Genomic DNA, 17532 nt, shown 5'->3' with positions numbered 1-17532 from the left:
CTGCCAAAAGGTTAAGAGACTTGTTCGCTCTTAGCGTTCCCGTAGGGTAGCAACTGGCGCTACACGGAGAGAAGTTTGAGCGTCGGCTGACGGCGTTGGCGTAGCCCGCTGTAGGTATCAGAACTTCGGTGGGAATAAGAGTTTAAGAGGTTTTTTGCGTAAGTCCTAATCAAATCAAAGAGTCGTATGTTGCTACAACCTCTATTCTGCTTAGTTTTCAGGCTTTTTCTTACGTCGAACTCAGGTTTTAACAGGTCGTCGATGATAGCATCGACCGTAATTATTTTGTTTAGCATCTTCCCCTGTTTTTATCTCACTGGAGGGGATTTTATTATCTAAGTAACCATGCACGATATCCCAGCACAAAGCTCTGGGTTAGTATATTTTTGCACCTACTTATAGGAGGAATTAATTTTATATCTAGAGACTGTTTTTATCAAGCAAAAAAGCAAATAGGATGTTAATAGCAACATAACTGATAGCCCGCTGTAATAATTTCTGTATCGCTCATCTCTCGACGACTATCTTCATTATGTCCGATAGCTTTGAACAGGTCGTCGATGATACCATAGACCGAAATTATTTTCTTTAGCATCTTCCCCTCTTTTTTCTCGCAGGAGGGGATTTTATTATTTGAGTAACCATGCACGATACCCCAGGGCGAAGCTCTGGGGTGAATAACTAGCAACTTGGTTTATTTAGGAAATAATAAACATAATTTCATGTTTCATTCTCAGTAATCTGCTTTTAAATGTCTTGAGTTTATTTTGCGATCGCTATATTTAATATTCAATGTATTCAGTTTATTCATTTCATGACACAGCTTTCAAATCTTGAGCAATTCTAAAACCAGCGTGTTGATAAAAGTAAGGACGAAACCAATTACGATAGGTTGGTAATGCCATTGAACCATTAGTAGCCCAAGAACCGCCGAGCATCATCTGATGTTTACCATCAAAAAAGGGTGCTGCTTGATCTTCGTAAAGCGGATGAGGTTCAAATCCTGGTAGAGCGTTGAAAGTGTCTCCCAGCCATTCCCAGACATTTCCTCTAAGATCATAAAGTCCACAAGAACTATTAGCTGGTTTGAACATTCCCACTGGGCTGGGGGAAATGAATTGTAAGTTGAGATTATACTTAGTTGATAAGTGGTTATCCTCAGAGGTAAGTAAGGCTTGATTCCATTCGGCTTCACTCATCAAGCGGATTTCTGAGCCTTGAGAACGACAAAATGCGATCGCTTCGTAGTAGTTGACTTCCACAGGCCAGTCTAGGGGTAAGTCTATTTCGTCGAATGTGGCTCGATAGCGGTAGCCATTCTGGAAAGGTATCCAGAATTTGGGATGTTGGACGTTGTAAAGTTGCTTCCAATCCCAAGATTCATTATGCCAGTAGTTTGGATTGTTGTAACCACCGGCTTCAACAAATTTCAAATATTCTCCATTAGTGATTAAATATTGACTAGCTAAAAACGGTTTCACTTCTACAGTGCGATCGCCATATTCGCTATCCCAACCGAATGTAAAATCGTCCTTGGGTTTTCCTAGTTTCACCACACCACTGGGAATTGAGCGCATTTCATTCTTGGGAATGTTCTCCTTGCTAGGTGCATAATTCCAGCCTTGGGGACGTTTTAGGCGATCAATAGGCAATTGACGCACCAGCATCGAAGAGGTTTCAAAGTGAATGCGACTATGTTCTATTCCCATCAGCAAAGCCCAGAAGGGATGCTGTTGATGAATTGGGAGATCTAGGGAAGTATTTTGAATCACCTTGGCGATCGCCTCTCGCGCCTTGTCTCGATATTGCCAAACTTTTTCTACATCAGGCCAGCTAACCCCTTGCATAGCTGCATCGAGTTCTGTAGGTGTTTCTGGATTAACTCCGATTTCAAATAGGGTTTCGTATTGTGAATTAATTCGAGCTTTGATTAAACCAACGCCAATTAATTTATTGATGAAAAAAACAGCTGAGTGACCAAGATAAAAAATTAGACGGTTTCTTAAAGGATCGGGGTTAAGATAAAAAGTTTCTTCCCCGATCAAACTTTTCATGAGTGTTTCTTCAAGTTCCCAAGAATTTTGAAAGTAGTTGAGCAGGCTTTGTGAACTGCAATCATTGAGTGTGGGGACTTGAGTTGATGTCAGTTTATTTATCGTTGAAACTAAAGCCATGATATTTTTGACAGGAGATTAATTGCACAAATTACATAAATTATGACTGATTACAAGAAAAAGTGTTTTTGATCACATTTTCTCTTGTGTCGTCATGATCGGGCAATCTGCTCAATTTGTAAATAGACAAATAATGTATTTTAAAATACTTCAACTACGTGTTGCCAGAATAATATAAATAATAAATTAGCGTTGAATTATCTAAATTAATGCAAAAAGCCAAAGGTAGTTCTTCCCATTTGATTATTCATGAAATCAAACCCCAGGAATTTTTTAAATGGCAAGGTGGTTACGAGGCATTTACAGTCAGTCATCATCTCATTGAGCAGACAGCAAATTACATTTGTAACCAAGTGATTCACCATCAACAAAAATCTCTCATCCCCGACTGGGAAATTATCTAATAATTGCATCCAGCCTGCGTTCGCTCTTAGCGTTCCCGCAGGGTAGGCAGGCTTTGTTCATATAGCCGCGACTTCAGTCTTCGGCTCATAATTAGAGAAACATCCGGCGATGCCTTCACAGTAGGCATCGCGGATTTTAGATTTTATCTTATCTAAAATCCCAAATCGAGTTACCGATTCACCGCCGCAGCTTCTCGTGCTGCTGCTGCTTGATCTGGGTGGATACCCAAGCGGGTGAGATTAATTCGACCTTTGTTATCAATTTCGCGCACTTTGATAATCACTTCATCGCCCACCGCTACTTCATCCTCTACTTTGCCAACGCGGTAGTCAGCAAGTTGTGAGATGTGGATCATCCCTTCTTTTCCAGGCAGAAATTCCACAAATGCACCTATTGGTATAATCCGAGTGATGCGTCCTGCATAGACATCGCCTTCGTGCAGCTTGCGGGTCATGCCTTGGATGATGTTCTTGGCTTTCTTGGCCTTGTTCTCATCTACAGCGGAAATTGTCACCGTGCCATCATCTTCGATGTCAATTTTCGCACCAGTCTCCTCTGTAATCCCCTTAATAGTCTTGCCTCCAGGCCCGATGACCAGACCAATCATGTCTGAATCAATCTTGATTGTTAACAGACGTGGGGCATAGGGTGAAGTTTCAGTCCGCGGCCCGTTAATACAGGCAAGCATTTTCTCCAGAATGTGCAACCGAGCTGATTTGGCTTGGTGAACAGCTTGAGAAATAACTTCCAACGACAGACCAGAGATTTTCATATCCATTTGCAAGGCGGTAATTCCGGCATCCGTCCCGGCAACTTTGAAGTCCATATCGCCCAAAAAGTCTTCAATACCCTGAATGTCGGTCAGGACTCGCATTTCGTCGCCTTCCTTAATCAGCCCCATTGCCGCGCCACTGACGGGTTTGAGAATTGGCACACCAGCATCCATTAGGGCTAGGGTGGAACCGCACACCGAACCCATTGAGGTGGAACCGTTAGAGGAAAGTACTTCCGATACGATGCGAATCACGTAGGGAAATTGTTCTTTTGACGGTAATACAGGTAGGAGCGATCGCTCTGCTAATGCGCCGTGACCAATTTCGCGCCTTCCTGGGGCACGCATTGGCTTGGTTTCCCCGACTGAGAAAGGCGGAAAGTTGTAATGATGCAGGTAACGTTTATGTTGATCTAGCTGCATGTCATCGTTGAGGTTTTGGGCATCCCCCGGTGTACCCAAAGTACAAGTGGATAATACCTGAGTTAGTCCGCGGTTAAATAAACCGCTGCCGTGGACTCGCTTTGGTAAGACATCAACTAAACAAGAAACAGGACGCACTTCATCGAGTTTACGACCATCAACGCGAACATTATCTTCGATGATTTGCCGCCGCATGAAGTATTTGATAATATCCTTAAAAGTGTTACCAAGTGCCTTGCTATTTGCAGTTGCGGCAACTCGAATTGGGTCTTCTTCTGGCAGTTCGGTGATCGTCGTGGCAATTTCATCCTTGACGACATCTAAAGCTGCATCGCGTTCGGGTTTGGTGAAATTAAATTGAGACAGGATTTTCTTAATATCGCCGCTAGCGCGATCGCGGATATAATTTTCCAGAGTTTGGTCTACTTCTGGTGGTGCTTCTTGCACCAGTTGTAGTCCCAGTTCTGCTACTAAATCTTGCTGCGCTTTGATTAAGTCTCGCACTGCTTCATAACCAAAATCAATCGCCTCAATAATATCTCGCTCTGGCAACTGATTGGCTCCCGCCTCTACCATGATCACGCCATGCGGTGAACCTGCTACTACCAGATCCAAGTCTCCAGCTTCAATTTCTCCATAGGTGGGGTTAATAATGAAATCATCTCCCACTAAACCAACCCGCACTGCTGCCATTGGCCCATTAAAAGGAATCTGGGCAATTAGGGTAGCGATGGAAGCGCCTGTAACTGCTAGCACATCGGGTGGTACTAACTCATCCATCGACAGCGTTAAGGCAATAATTTGCAGGTCATCCCGTAGCCATGAGGGAAACAGGGGACGCATCGGACGGTCTATAAGACGACTGGTGAGAATTGTTTTTTCTGGTGGGCGACCTTCCCGTCGCATGATCCCTCCGGGAATCCTACCAGCGGCATATAGCCTTTCTTCATAATCTACTGTCAGGGGAAGAAAATCAATGCCTTCTCTGGCTTGCGATCGCGTAGCCGTCACTAAAACGGATGTGTCCCCTGATTCTATCAAAACCGACCCACCAGCCTGGGGAGCTAGTAAGCCTACTTTCAGTCGAATATCCCTTCCATCGAAGGATATTGACTTGTCAACTTCTGCCATTCAGTTTTTTTTCCTTCTCTTTCGCTATTCTCTTTCTGTGGCAATCCTAACATTTATGCCTTATGACTGACTTCTAATACATACAAAGATAAGACTTGTCGTTCAACCCAAAGCACGATACATCATTAGCGCGTCTACCACCTGTTCATTCTCTAGCTTCACCGCACGCGGAATGCGCCCAATAATCTCAAATCCTAACGACTGCCAAAGTGTAATTGAAGGTATATTAGTTTCAAAGACCAAATTGAACATTACTGCTTCGTAGCCCAGGTTTGCTGCTATCAAGAGCATAGCCTCTCCCATGAACCGCCCTATCCCCTGACCGCGTAATCCAGGTTGTACAATAAAACCAGCGTTGCAAATATGGCTACACCGACCGGGAAAGTTTGGCTTTAAATAAAATGCCCCTAATATTTCTTGTGGCTTGTGTGTAGCATCCTGAACAGATGCTCTGACAACAAAGGCATCTTTACTCAACCAGTAAGCTGAAAATTCTGCCTGAGATAGAGGTTGCTTTTGGGGATAAGTTCTACCTTCAATCAAGAAAACATTGAGTAATGCTCTTACAACCTCCTGTTCTTGAGGATGCATATAATCTAGTTCAACTATTATCCCGCTTTTTAAAACTTGAACAAGGGGAAAATCCATTTAATAATGTTTATGCGGATTGATTGCTGAAATATTTATTATATGCAACATTTGCCGGAAAAATATTCTGGAAAAAATCTAAAAAGTAGAATATTGGCAATTTTAATTCTGGAATTTTGCGAAAATCTGAGTAGTTAGCAAATGGCGATTTTACACGGAAATTGGTTACTAGAAAATCAAAATGGTTGCTTATTTATTTGGGGAGAAACTTGGCGATCACCACGAATAAATTTCGATACTAGTGGATCTGGAGATATACCACTACATCCCTTGGCAATGACATCAGTGGAGTTGAGTGAGTGGTTAGTTTCCCAGAAGATGCCGATTACTAACTTCATCCAAAAATCTCAAGTTGCGATGCCTGCGGCGGGCAAAGCCATTGTTACTACTGGGCGAACACGTAAATCCGCCAGTACCAATGACATCAGTTTACCAACGTATTCGCAAATCATTGCCCTACCAACTTATATCCCCGAAGACAGTGCAGAGGGAACATCTGCGATTTTCCCCGTACATTCTGCCAGCTTGGGACTAGACACAGACTCCCCGCAATATTTGCAACCGTGGCTAGTTGAGGGTTTTTGTCTTAACCCTAACGAAGCGGTAAAATTTCTCGCTGCTATTCCTCTAAATGCTGCTAAAGGGGAAGATGCATTTTTAGGAGGAGATTTACGTTTTTGGTCGCAAGTTGCCCGCTGGAGTTTAGATTTAATCTCGCGGTGTAAGTTTTTACCAAGAATTGACAGACAATCAGATGGTGTGTTTGCTGCTAAATGGCAAGTACTTCTAGACAGTGCTGTAGATGGAACCCGCTTAGAAAAATTTTCTGCGGATATGCCGTTAGTTTGTCGTACTTATCAAGAGGAAGTGGGGAGTGGGGAGTGGAAAGTGGGGGGAGACAAGGAGGACAAGGGGACAACCAGAGAAGTTAGAGCGGAGGCTTCCGACGCTCGCGGACTCGTTGGCATAGCCTCTCGTCGAGAAGAGGCTGCGCTATCCGTTGGCGTAGCCCGCCGTAGGCATCCAAACTTCGGAGGACAAGGGGACAAGGAAAATAACTATACTCAATGCCCAATCTATGTAGACTTTCCAACCGAACCTCAAGAATTGTTACTGAGTTTTCTTAACAGTACGATAGATGCCCAAGTGCGAGGAATGGTAGGTTTCCAACCGCCAATGGAAGCTAAAGCGATGTCTACAACGGGCTACGCCTACACATCTTTACCAGCTGCGGTGCAACAGTGGTTACAAGCTTTAACTAGTGCATCTGGTACAGTCAACGCAGATGCAATGGAAGTGGAACGGCTGGAAGCGGCACTGAGAGCCTGGACTATGCCGCTACAATCCCAATTAACTCTTAAAACTCTATTTCGTACCTGTTTTCAACTGCGTTCTCCAGAGTCCGGCGAAACAGAGTGGACATTGGCGTATTTCCTCCAAGCGGCTGACGATCCTGAGTTTTTGGTGGATGCGGCAACTATTTGGAACAATCCAGTTGAACAATTGGTTTATGAAAATCGGACAATTGAGCAACCACAAGAAACATTTTTGCGAGGTTTAGGGCTAGCTTCCCGATTATATCCAGCGATCGCACCTAGTTTTGAAACCGAATATCCCCAATCTTCTCGTCTTAACCCCATCCAAGCATACGAGTTTATCAAGGCTGTAGCTTGGAGGTTGGAAGACAGTGGTTTGGGAGTAATTTTGCCTCCCAGTTTAGCTAACCGTGAAGGATGGGCGAACCGTTTGGGTTTGAAAATTACTGCCGAAACCCCAAAGAAAAAGCAGGGGCGCTTAGGGTTACAAAGTTTACTAAATTTCCAATGGCAATTGGCAATTGGTGGACAAACTATTTCCAAAGCTGAGTTTGATAGACTTGTGGCTTTAAATAGTCCGTTGGTGAAAATTAACGGGGAGTGGGTGGAATTGCGGCCCCAAGATATCAAGACAGCCCAAACTTTTTTTACCACTCGCAAAGACCAAATGGCGCTTTCCTTGGAAGATGCCTTGCGTTTCAGTACAGGGGATACCCAGGTAATTGAAAAATTACCAGTGGTCAGCTTTGAGGCATCTGGGGCATTGCAAGAGTTGATTGGGGCGCTAACAAATAACCAGGCGATTGCACCTTTGCCCACACCAACAGGCTTTCAAGGACAGCTGCGACCTTATCAAGAACGAGGCGCTGCTTGGCTGTCCTTCTTGGAACGTTGGGGCTTAGGCGCATGTCTGGCAGACGATATGGGATTGGGTAAAACTATCCAGTTCATCGCTTTTCTTCTACATCTTAAAGAACAGGATGCACTCGAAAATCCAACTCTACTAGTTTGTCCAACTTCTGTTTTAGGCAACTGGGAAAGGGAAGTCAATAAATTTGCACCAAGCCTGAAAATTTTGCAATATCACGGTGACAAACGCCCAAAAGGTAAAGCGTTTTTAGAAGCAGTGAAAAATCACGATTTAATCGTTACCAGTTATTCACTTCTGCATAGAGATATTAAGTCATTGCAAAGTGTCTCTTGGCAGATAATTGTTTTAGATGAAGCCCAGAATGTGAAAAATCCAGAGGCAAAGCAGTCAAAAGCAGTGCGGCAATTAGAAGCAACGTTTCGGATAGCGTTGACGGGGACACCAGTAGAAAATAGGCTGCAAGAACTCTGGTCTATTTTAGATTTTCTGAATCCAGGATATTTAGGCAATCGACAATTTTTCCAGCGGCGGTTTGCCATGCCAATTGAAAAGTATGGTGATACGGCTTCTTTGAGTCAATTACGTTCATTAGTTCAACCATTTATACTGCGGCGATTGAAAAGTGATCGCGACATCATTCAAGACTTACCAGATAAGCAAGAAATGACCGTATTTTGCGGTCTGACTGGTGAACAAGCCGCACTTTATCAACAAGTTGTAGAACAATCTTTAGTAGAGATTGAATCTGCTGAAGGATTGCAACGTCGGGGGATGATTTTGGCTTTACTGATTAAACTAAAACAAATCTGCAATCACCCAGCCCAATATTTGAAACAGGCGACATTAGAGCAACATAACTCAGCCAAACTTCTGCGGCTAGAAGAAATGTTAGAAGAAGTTTTAGCAGAAAGCGACCATGCTCTAATCTTTACACAATTTGCTGAATGGGGTAAGTTACTTAAACCTTATTTAGAAAAACAGCTAGGTCGAGAAATATTCTTTTTATATGGCAGCACCAGTAAAAAACAACGAGAGGAAATGATCGACCGTTTCCAACACGATCCGCAAGGCCCACCAATTATGATTCTTTCTCTGAAAGCAGGTGGTGTAGGACTGAATTTAACACGAGCAAATCATGTATTCCACTTTGATAGATGGTGGAATCCAGCCGTAGAAAATCAAGCCACAGATAGAGTATTTCGGATTGGTCAAACCCGCAATGTGCAAGTACATAAATTTGTTTGTACTGGCACTTTAGAAGAAAAAATTCATGACATGATTGAAAGTAAAAAACAATTGGCTGAACAAGTTGTGGGTGCTGGTGAAGAATGGTTGACTGAACTAGATACAGACCAACTTCGCAACTTACTAATCCTTGACCGCAGTGCAGTAATTGACGATGATGCAGAATAAGTTTGTAGTAAGGACTTTAGTTCTTGAATTAAGGGCTAAAGCCACCCACTACAAAGCTCTTATATTTAATGTGACATCTGGTCTGTCACATTAAATATAATGGGTAAACTCATTCTTCATTTTTCTTCCTTTGCGGTTCGTTTCTCAACCCCCTGATAATTAACGCGATGAACCGCTAGATTAAATGTGCGATATTAGTGACAAATATCACACCTTCTTCTTTTGTCTCTGCCATCATGTCGAACCACTTTGCCCACGGTTATGCGTTGTTAATTGGGGTTGGCACAACAGCCGAATCCCGATATTCATTGCCTGTGACAGTTAAAGATGTGCAAGCCCTGAAAACAGTGCTAATTGACCCAAACTTGTGTGCCTATCTGGATGATTCCGAACATATTCGCTTATTGCAGAATCAGCAGACAACGCGCAGCGCAATTTTGGATGGATTAACGTGGTTAAAGAAAAAAGCTGCTGTTGATAAAGATGCAACAATTGTAGTTTTTTACTCTTGGGCATGGGTGCTTTGACTTATCAAGTCAGTGCTATTATCTACTTCAACATGACTTCAATTCCACAGACATTGCTAACACCGCTCTGTCTGCCCAAGAATTTACAGAAGCCCTGCGGCTGATTCAAGCAAAGCGGTTGTGGGTAGTAATTGATAGTTGCCACGCAGAAGGTATGGCTACTGCTAAGGGAGAACTACCTGCTGACTTTATTGCTACGGCATTGCCCAAGGGGGTGATTGATGCGCTCAAGCAGGGCGAAGGACGGGCGGTGTTTACGTCCTCCAGGGGCAATCAGGTTTCTTGGATACGTCCTGATGGAAGCATGAGTCTCTATACTTATCATCTAATTGAGGCATTGCGAGGAGCGGCTAATCAACCAGGGGATTCCAAAGTCATGCTCTCAAACCTGATCAATCATTTGGGTAAAACCGTGCCAGAGAGTGCTAGAACCTTACGTCAGGCAGAACAAACCCCATTTTTTGATACGGCGATGGAAGATTTTCCTATTGCCATGCTGCGGGGAGGGAAGGGACTGCCAAATTCAACCCCAATTTTGGACTTGCACAAAATTATGACTGATCAAGAAGTGGTAACACCTGCACTAGCAAGAGCAAAACGAGCGTTAGCATTTTTGGAAGAACAAGCTGCTTCCTTTGGAATTCGTATTCCAGTGGATTTGCAGATTGAATTAGAAGAGAAACGCCGCCAGGTAATTGAGTTAGAGTCCCGGCATAAAAGAACAGGATTAGATTAAGCAAATATAGCCGACAATGATTTTTCTCGTTCCGAGTTTCGAACACCAAGTTTTGAGTTCTGAACACCAAGTTTCGAGTTCCGAACACGAACTCCCGAGTTCTGAGCACGAACTTCCGAGTTCCGAGAACGAACTTCCGAGTTCTAAGAATGAACTTTCGAGTTCTGAGCACGAACTTCCGAGTTCTGAACACCAAGTTTCGAGTTCTAAGCACAAACTTCCGAGTTCCGAGCACGAACTTCCGAGTTCCGAGCACGAACTTCCGAGTTCTGGGGATACCTTGAAAAAATCATACAATCTTGTGAGGTGGAGAGAAGTCTAAGCGTCGGCTGACGGCGAACAGAACTTCAGAGCATCTTGCCCCCCTGGAACTCGGACAGACTAGAGAGCTTATCCGACAAGCATTAATTAGATATTTTTTTATTTGAAAATCCCTTAGATTTATTTTTTATATAACCTTATGGATAATCAAGAAGCACTACAGCGAACTCTCAACCGCGCTCGTCGCGCCCTCCAGATATTAGAGGAGGAAAAAGCTACTTTTGGGATTCGAGTTCCAGTAGATTTGCAGATCGAACTGGAGGAAAAACAAAAAGAAGTCACTAGCCTAGAGGCGCGATTAAGCCAGTTACAGGGACAACGCCCGGAAAGTGTGCCTGATAACCTGCCTCGCTATAACGATGTGTTTGTGGGACGGAAACAAGAAATCGCCCGTTGTTTGGAGGCACTGTCACCAGAGGAACGCGGTTGGGGTGTGGCGATCGATGGTATTGGTGGCATGGGCAAAACGGCGTTAGCACTGGAGGTAGCACACCTTGCCCGTAAGAAAGCCTTGTTTGATGCCTATCTGTTTGTTTCTGCCAAGACTACCTGGCTCTCAACTGAGGGAGTGCGGCAAGAAACCCTCGCCCTGTCTTCTCTCGATAGCTTCTGCCGGGAATTTGCCAAGGGGTTGGGACAGACAGATATTGTGAAAATGACTGATGCCACAGAACGCCGCCGCGCCCTTCTAGATGCCCTGCGGGGAAGGCGTACCCTGTTGATTTGGGACAACTTGGAAACCCTGAATGCAGAAGAACGCGATATGATTGCCGAGTTTGTGCGGAAACTGCCCACCCCCAACAAAGCCATCATCACCAGCCGCCGTCGCACTGGCGAAAGCGCCCTCACTATCCGCTTAGATCGTCTTTTGGAGGCAGAAGCTTTGGAGTTAATGCGGGAGAAGGGAAGCAAGTACCCCCATCTAGCCCAGGAACTAAATGCAACGAAGCCAGAGATATTAACCGCTTTATATGAAGCGTCTGGTGGCAATCCCCTAGCGCTGGATTGGACATTGGGACAGGTGGCACACAAAGGCTACTCCATAACTGTTGCCCTAGAACGATTGCGGAATGCCGCCAAATCCTCCGATCTCTACGGGTTTCTGTTTGCCGATGCTGCCCAAACTCTCTGTGGAATTGATTGCACAGTGTTATCTGCCTTGGTTATATTCCTGACACCAGCAAAAACCGCAGCATTGGCAGATGCTACGGATTTAGCCATCACCGAGATCCAAGTTTCTTTAGAGCAGTTGGTAACACTATCTTTGGTAAATGAGTTGGATGGAGAACGGTTTGGCCTGCACCCCCTCACCCGCACCTATGTCCGGGCAGCTGTGGGCGGAACGGATACCATTGGGACTGCACCTCTAGCGAGTGGAATCCGGTTTGACTCTGCTGCCCAAAGCAAAGTTTTGCGCTACTGGGTAGACTTTGCCCAGAAGTACGGGGGTTATGACAAAGATGCCTACAAAACCCATGACAAGCTGGAAGCCGAGTGGCAGAATCTAGAGGGCGTGGCTACAACCCTGCGGGAGATGGCGGGTATTCCCGATGAATTGAAAGACCAACAAGCTGCCCAGATGCTCGTCGATTTGGAAAAAGCTTTGTATAACTTCCTCTTGTTTCGAGGCTACTGGGATGAGTGGATGCGCCTGGGTGAGTGGCGATATCAGGCGGGAAAGGCGCTGGGTCAGTGGAGCGATGCTGGTTGGGGTGCCTATTCTGTTGCCTGGATTTACTACAATCGGGGGGAGACAGATCGGGCAGCAAGTTGGGCGGCTCAGATGGCGGAGGCGATGGAGCGGGGCGGCAATCGTCAGGACAAGGCTCTTGCAATTCGTCTGCAAGGATTAATTACAGAGCAACGCCAGGACTGGGCAGAGGCGGAGCGGCTGTTTCAGGAGGCGTTAGCAATTTACCGAGAGTTGGGAGAGGAAGAACGTGAGGCGATCGCCCTCAACGATCTAGGAGGAGTTGCGCAATCGCAGGGACAATACGATCGCGCCGAGTTTTACTACAAGCAAGCATTGGCGATACAAGAAAAACAAGGACATAAAGAAGGACAAGCAATTTATTGGGGCAACTTGGGAAATCTAGCCCTTAAGCGCGATCACCCTTCAGAAGCCCGCCTTTGGTACGAGCGTGAGTTAGCCCTAGCACAGAAAGTGGGACGGCAAAGCTTGGTGGCTAGTGCTAAAGCGGGGCTGGCGCGAGTTCTAGAGGAGGAGGAACGCTACACAGAGGCGCTACCGTTAGCACAGTCTGCCCTGGAAATCCGGGAGCGTCTGCGCGATAAGAGATTGGATTGGACGCACCAATTGGTTGAACGGTTGCGCCGCAAGGCGGGGATGGAATAATTCGTAATTAATTTAAGGTTTTACGTCCCTGTGTAGTTCAAGATTTCAAATTTGTAAGTGTATATCTGCGAAACTGATATGCTCCCAACTATAAACGCTATAGTCTGAGGTAACTGTCACAAAATGAGATCAACCCATCCATTCCATAATTTTTAATTTTGAATTGATTATGACTAATTACACATTACAAGCAAGCCGCGAATGGTGGTCACAACAATGGCTAGATTTGCTAGATTCTTACCGCTTTAAAAAGCGTTTAGAACGTGCGAGAAACTATGCTCGTCAAGGAAATGTTCTCAGCATCGAATTTAAAGGTGCAAAAGTATTAGCTAGGGTGCAAGGTAGTGAAGTCGAACCTTATAAAGTTTCCCTTTCCCTTGAACCTTTTAGCGATGAACAGTGGGGTTATGTAATTGAAACCATGTCTCACAGGGCAATTTTTGCTGCCAAGCTACTAGCAGGAGAAATGCCACAAAATATAGAAGAAGTTTTCACGGCTAATGGTCTTTCGATATTTCCATTTACCCTTGGTGATGTCCAGAGTAAATGCTCTTGTCCTGATAAAGCAAATCCCTGTAAACATATTGGTGCCCTGTACTATCAGTTAGGCGATCGCTTCAGTGAAGACCCCTTTGTACTCTTTCAATTGCGCGGACGTACCAAAGAGCAAATTATCAGCGATTTACGTCAATTACGCAGTGCTAAAATTCAACCTAAGACCACAGAAACGCCCGATATTCAACAGTCAATTCCTAATAACAAATACTTGGTAAAAATTGACTCTTTCTGGCAATACAATGAGCCACTAGAGTCATCATTGGTAGTGATTGCGCCGTCCACAAGCGAGACGGTATTAGATGTATTAGGAGCAATTCCCCTAGCGAAGGAAGAGGAAAATACAGTAAATTCAACTTCGAGTGATGTGGTAATGAAGTCTTTGAATACAGTTTACAGAGATGTGAGCCAGAAAGCTTTTTTAGCAGCAATGAATGTGGGAGAAAGTTGATACTAATTCGTAATTCGTAATTATTTTTTGTGAGATTGTTGTAATTTTAGTTTCAGAGGGTGTTTGAAAAGTGGTTAGCTGTGATTATTAGCACTCATTGATCCCCCCTAACCTCCCTTAAAAAGGTGGGAAAATATTTCAAAGTCCTCCTTTTTAAGGGAGATCTAGAAGGATCTAAAATGTTTTGCTACCAACAAAAGGACTTTTCAAACATGCTCTCAGACCAAAGTGCTGTAGGACAAAGAGGCATCTGCAAAGATAAAATTCTCAAAGCCTGTTGTGGACAGTGTAATAACATTTCCATTGTTATTGAAGCTGATGTTAGCTGGGTTTAGGGCATTGCCCGAAATTACACCAGAAAAAGTGAGTTCAGAGCGATTGAAAGCACTGAGGTCTAAGGTGTCAAAACCTTTTCCACCATCCAAAGTCCCAGTACCAAACCCTTTGAAGTAGTCATTTCCAGTGCCTAGATCAATACCGATACCGCCACCAATAGTAACTTTTTGTTGAACTCCATCGATGGTACTGGTGGATGTAATTTTATCATTGCCATCGCCAGTCTTGATAGTTCCTTTTCCATAAATGCCATAGGCAGTACCACCAATTGTTGCTGTAGCCTGTCCGGTAAGAATGTCACAACCATTCCCAGTATCAATTACTCCGTCGTTGAAGATGCCATAGGCAGTACCACCAATTTTTGCTGTAGCCTGTCCGGTAAGAATGTCACAACCATTTCCAGTATCAATTACTCCGTTGTTGGAGATGCCATAGGCGATGATGTTGGAGTAAGCTGAAACGTTGCCAGAACCAGTAATTGTGTCGTTGCCCTGCCCTGTGGTGATGGTGGCACCTTTCATGTTCTGGATGCCAGTTCCATAACTGTCGAAGCCGCCAATACCTGTGCCAGTGCCTATGATCGTGTCTTCTCCATCTCCGGTATCCAGTTTCTTACTGTTAGTGATGCCAGTTCCAGTACCGCCGAAGGCGGAAATGTCCCCTTTATCACCATTCCCAGTCCCAGTGATTGTGTCATTTCCGTCCCCTGTATTCAGATTGCCATTATTGCTGATGCCAGTCCCTGCACCCTGAAACTCGGGTCCAAGTTCCTTGCCGAAAATGCCGCTGATACCGATGCCAGTGATCGCGTCATTTCCGTCTCCGGTATCCAGTTGTCCAGTGTTACTGATGCCAGTTCCAAATCCACCATCGCCGCCATAGCGAGCGTCAGAACCAGTGCCGCCAATAGCAGTGCCAGTGATAGTGTCATTTCCGCCCTCAGTATTTAGACTGCCACTGTTACTGATGCCAGTCCCAAATCCACCATCGCCGCCACCATCAAGTTGACCACCGCCGTAATTGCCGTTGCCGCCAGTGCCATTGCCGCTGATTGTGTCATTGCCCAACCCAGTATTAAGGATGCCAATGTTGAGGATGCCTGTCCCTGCACCGCCATCGCCGCCACTAGTGCCATTCCCAAATCCATCGCCGCTAGAAAACTCGTCCGCACCCTTGCCTCCACGACCCCCAATACCCTTGCCGATGATAGCGTCGTCGCACGACCCAACATTCAGATTGCCATTATTGCTGATGCCGATACCAGTACCGCCTTTGCTGCCGTTATTATCAATAGCACCATCACGGCCTTTACCGCCAGTGCCGTTGCCTTTAATGGTGTCCTTTCCTAAGCCTGTATAAATCAAACCTCCAGTTAAAATATCAATCCCAATTGCTGGAAATTTATTTAAATCTTCCCCAATTAAAGTGTCGGAACCAACAGTGCCTGTGAAATTGGGTGGAACCGTAAATCTAGGCATAATTAAAATTATCTAAATTTAGATTAGTATATATTACTAATTTTCTTATAAAAAAAGCCCTTGCTTTTACGCAAGAGCCTCTAAATTATTTAGTTGTCAGTGATCAAATAAACCTTACAACCTAGTCAAGGTCATTCATGAACATCACTGGCTCGGTATCACGGTTAATTCCTTTCTCAAAACCACCAGCAGCTGCCCGTGCGCGACCAGCGTGCCATAAGTGACCAACTAGGAAGAAGAATCCTAGTACGAAGTGAGAAGTCGCCAACCAAGCGCGAGGAGATACGTAGTTGAAGGAGTTAATCTCGGTAGCCACACCACCCACGGAGTTCAGAGAACCCAGAGGAGCATGGGTCATGTATTCAGCAGCGCGACGAGCTTGCCAAGGCTGAATATCGTTCTTGATTTTTTCCAGATCAAGACCGTTGGGGCCACGTAGAGGCTCCAACCAAGGGCCGCGGAAATCCCAGAAGCGCATGGTTTCACCACCGAAGATGATTTCACCAGTGGGAGAGCGCATCAGATATTTACCTAGACCAGTGGGGCCTTGGGCAGAACCGACGTTAGCACCCAAGCGTTGGTCACGAATCAAGAAGGTTAGAGCCTGAGCTTGAGAAGCTTCTGGACCAGTAGGACCAAAGAATTCACTTGGATAAACGGTGTTGTTGAACCAAACAAAAATTGAGGCAATGAAGCCCATCAGGGAAAGAGCGCCCAAGCTGTAGGAGAGGTAAGCCTCACCAGACCAGATGGATGCACGACGTGACCAAGCAAAAGGCTTGGTAAGAATGTGGTAAATACCCCCTGCAATACAGATAAAGGCAATCCAGATGTGACCACCGACCACATCTTCCAAGTTATCGACGCTGACAATCCAGCCTTCGCCACCAAAGGGAGACTTGATTAAATAACCGAAGATAACCGCTGGGTTCAATGTCGGATTAGTAATAATACGAACATCACCACCACCTGGTGCCCAGGTGTCATACAACCCACCAAAGAACATTGCTTTTGCTACCAACAGCAGCGCACCGAATCCCAAAATAATCAGGTGAAACCCGATGATGTTGGTCATCTTGTTCTTGTCTTTCCAGTCATAGCCAAAGAAAGAAGAGTATTCTTCTAAGGTTTCTGGACCACGGACGGCATGATAGATACCGCCAAAGCCAAGGACAGCTGAGGAAATTAGGTGGAGTACACCGACAACAAAGTAGGGGAAGGTGTCAATGACTTCACCACCAGGACCAACACCCCAACCCTGAGCGGCGAGGTGAGGTAACAGGATTAAGCCCTGCTCATACATGGGCTTTTCAGGAATGAAGTGAGCGACTTCAAACAAGGTCATCGCTCCAGCCCAGAATACAATCAAACCAGCGTGGGCAACATGAGCACCCAGTAGTTTGCCAGATAGGTTGATTAAACGTGCGTTACCAGACCACCAGGCAAACCCAGTGGATTCTTGGTCGCGTCCAGCGCCGCCTAAAATATTTGGTCTATTAGAGAGCGTTACCACGTGGTAATACCTCCTCAGGGAATACAAATTGTTCGTGGGGTTGATCTTGAGGAGCCATCCAAGCGCGGATACCCTCATTCAGCAAAATGTTTTTGGTATAGAAGGT

Annotated in this window: 9 protein-coding genes and 4 pseudogenes; 6 read left to right on the top strand and 7 right to left on the bottom strand. The window is 45.1% G+C overall.

What is annotated here, in order from left to right:
- Nucleotides 1-487: 487 nt before the first annotated feature.
- Both V7L29_RS07125 and ovoA read right to left on the bottom strand, forming a co-directional pair.
- A pseudogene (locus V7L29_RS07125) lies at nt 488-595 on the bottom strand (IS982 family transposase); the annotation flags it as partial.
- A gap of 217 nt (nt 596-812) precedes the next feature.
- Nucleotides 813-2174, bottom strand: coding sequence for a 5-histidylcysteine sulfoxide synthase (gene ovoA, locus V7L29_RS07120; protein WP_334734981.1), 1362 nt, complete (start codon nt 2172-2174; stop codon nt 813-815).
- 188 nt (nt 2175-2362) lie between these two features.
- Here ovoA and V7L29_RS07115 point away from each other — a divergent pair.
- Nucleotides 2363-2578 (top strand): annotated as a pseudogene (locus tag V7L29_RS07115) (transposase); the annotation flags it as partial.
- Between the two features lie 170 nt (nt 2579-2748).
- Here the strand turns inward: V7L29_RS07115 and V7L29_RS07110 are convergent.
- Both V7L29_RS07110 and V7L29_RS07105 read right to left on the bottom strand, forming a co-directional pair.
- Complete coding sequence (locus V7L29_RS07110) at nt 2749-4905, bottom strand: polyribonucleotide nucleotidyltransferase (protein ID WP_334689306.1); 2157 nt, start codon at nt 4903-4905, stop codon at nt 2749-2751.
- 102 nt (nt 4906-5007) lie between these two features.
- The gene (locus tag V7L29_RS07105) at nt 5008-5553 is read right to left on the bottom strand and encodes a GNAT family N-acetyltransferase (protein WP_334689307.1); all 546 of its coding nucleotides are present in this window, start codon (nt 5551-5553) and stop codon (nt 5008-5010) included.
- 141 nt (nt 5554-5694) lie between these two features.
- Between V7L29_RS07105 and V7L29_RS07100 the strand changes: the two genes are divergently transcribed.
- The 5 genes and pseudogenes from V7L29_RS07100 to V7L29_RS07080 all read left to right on the top strand — a co-directional run bounded on the left by V7L29_RS07100 (nt 5695) and on the right by V7L29_RS07080 (nt 14099).
- Nucleotides 5695-9153, top strand: coding sequence for a DEAD/DEAH box helicase (locus V7L29_RS07100; RefSeq protein ID WP_334734980.1), 3459 nt, complete (start codon nt 5695-5697; stop codon nt 9151-9153).
- 197 nt (nt 9154-9350) lie between these two features.
- Complete coding sequence (locus V7L29_RS07095) at nt 9351-9680, top strand: hypothetical protein (RefSeq protein WP_334734979.1); 330 nt, start codon at nt 9351-9353, stop codon at nt 9678-9680.
- A 43-nt stretch (nt 9681-9723) separates the two neighbouring features.
- Nucleotides 9724-10416 (top strand): annotated as a pseudogene (locus tag V7L29_RS07090) (caspase family protein); the annotation flags it as partial.
- A gap of 460 nt (nt 10417-10876) precedes the next feature.
- A complete protein-coding gene (locus tag V7L29_RS07085) occupies nt 10877-13093 on the top strand; it encodes a tetratricopeptide repeat protein (RefSeq protein WP_334734978.1) in 2217 nt (738 codons plus the stop codon).
- Between the two features lie 169 nt (nt 13094-13262).
- Nucleotides 13263-14099, top strand: coding sequence for an SWIM zinc finger family protein (locus tag V7L29_RS07080; RefSeq protein ID WP_334734977.1), 837 nt, complete (start codon nt 13263-13265; stop codon nt 14097-14099).
- Between the two features lie 218 nt (nt 14100-14317).
- Here the strand turns inward: V7L29_RS07080 and V7L29_RS07075 are convergent, their stop codons facing one another.
- The 3 genes and pseudogenes from V7L29_RS07075 to V7L29_RS07065 form a co-directional block, all read right to left on the bottom strand.
- Nucleotides 14318-15913 carry a beta strand repeat-containing protein gene (locus V7L29_RS07075; RefSeq protein WP_334734976.1) on the bottom strand — a complete coding sequence of 532 codons (1596 nt, stop codon included), beginning with the start codon at nt 15911-15913 and terminating at the stop codon, nt 14318-14320.
- A gap of 121 nt (nt 15914-16034) precedes the next feature.
- On the bottom strand, nt 16035-17426 hold the full coding sequence (psbC, locus tag V7L29_RS07070; RefSeq protein ID WP_334691283.1) for a photosystem II reaction center protein CP43: 1392 nt from the start codon (nt 17424-17426) through the stop codon (nt 16035-16037).
- Nucleotides 17410-17532: pseudogene (locus tag V7L29_RS07065) on the bottom strand (photosystem II D2 protein (photosystem q(a) protein)); the annotation flags it as partial. The pseudogene V7L29_RS07065 and the gene psbC, both read right to left, overlap by 17 nt.

The organism is Nostoc sp. (genome assembly GCF_036916575.1).
Classification (GTDB): Bacteria; Cyanobacteriota; Cyanobacteriia; order Cyanobacteriales; family Nostocaceae; genus Nostoc.
The sequence above is the reverse complement of the archived record's forward strand: the minus strand, read 5'-3'. Positions and strand labels throughout refer to the sequence as shown.

Coding starts and splice junctions, on each gene's coding strand:
- V7L29_RS07080 (WP_334734977.1), top strand. CDS start 13,263: ATGACTAATTACACATTACAAGCAAGCCGCGAATGGTGGTCACAACAA.
- V7L29_RS07085 (WP_334734978.1), top strand. CDS start 10,877: ATGGATAATCAAGAAGCACTACAGCGAACTCTCAACCGCGCTCGTCGC.
- V7L29_RS07110 (WP_334689306.1), bottom strand. CDS start 4,905: ATGGCAGAAGTTGACAAGTCAATATCCTTCGATGGAAGGGATATTCGA.
- V7L29_RS07075 (WP_334734976.1), bottom strand. CDS start 15,913: ATGCCTAGATTTACGGTTCCACCCAATTTCACAGGCACTGTTGGTTCC.
- V7L29_RS07100 (WP_334734980.1), top strand. CDS start 5,695: ATGGCGATTTTACACGGAAATTGGTTACTAGAAAATCAAAATGGTTGC.
- ovoA (WP_334734981.1), bottom strand. CDS start 2,174: ATGGCTTTAGTTTCAACGATAAATAAACTGACATCAACTCAAGTCCCC.
- V7L29_RS07105 (WP_334689307.1), bottom strand. CDS start 5,553: ATGGATTTTCCCCTTGTTCAAGTTTTAAAAAGCGGGATAATAGTTGAA.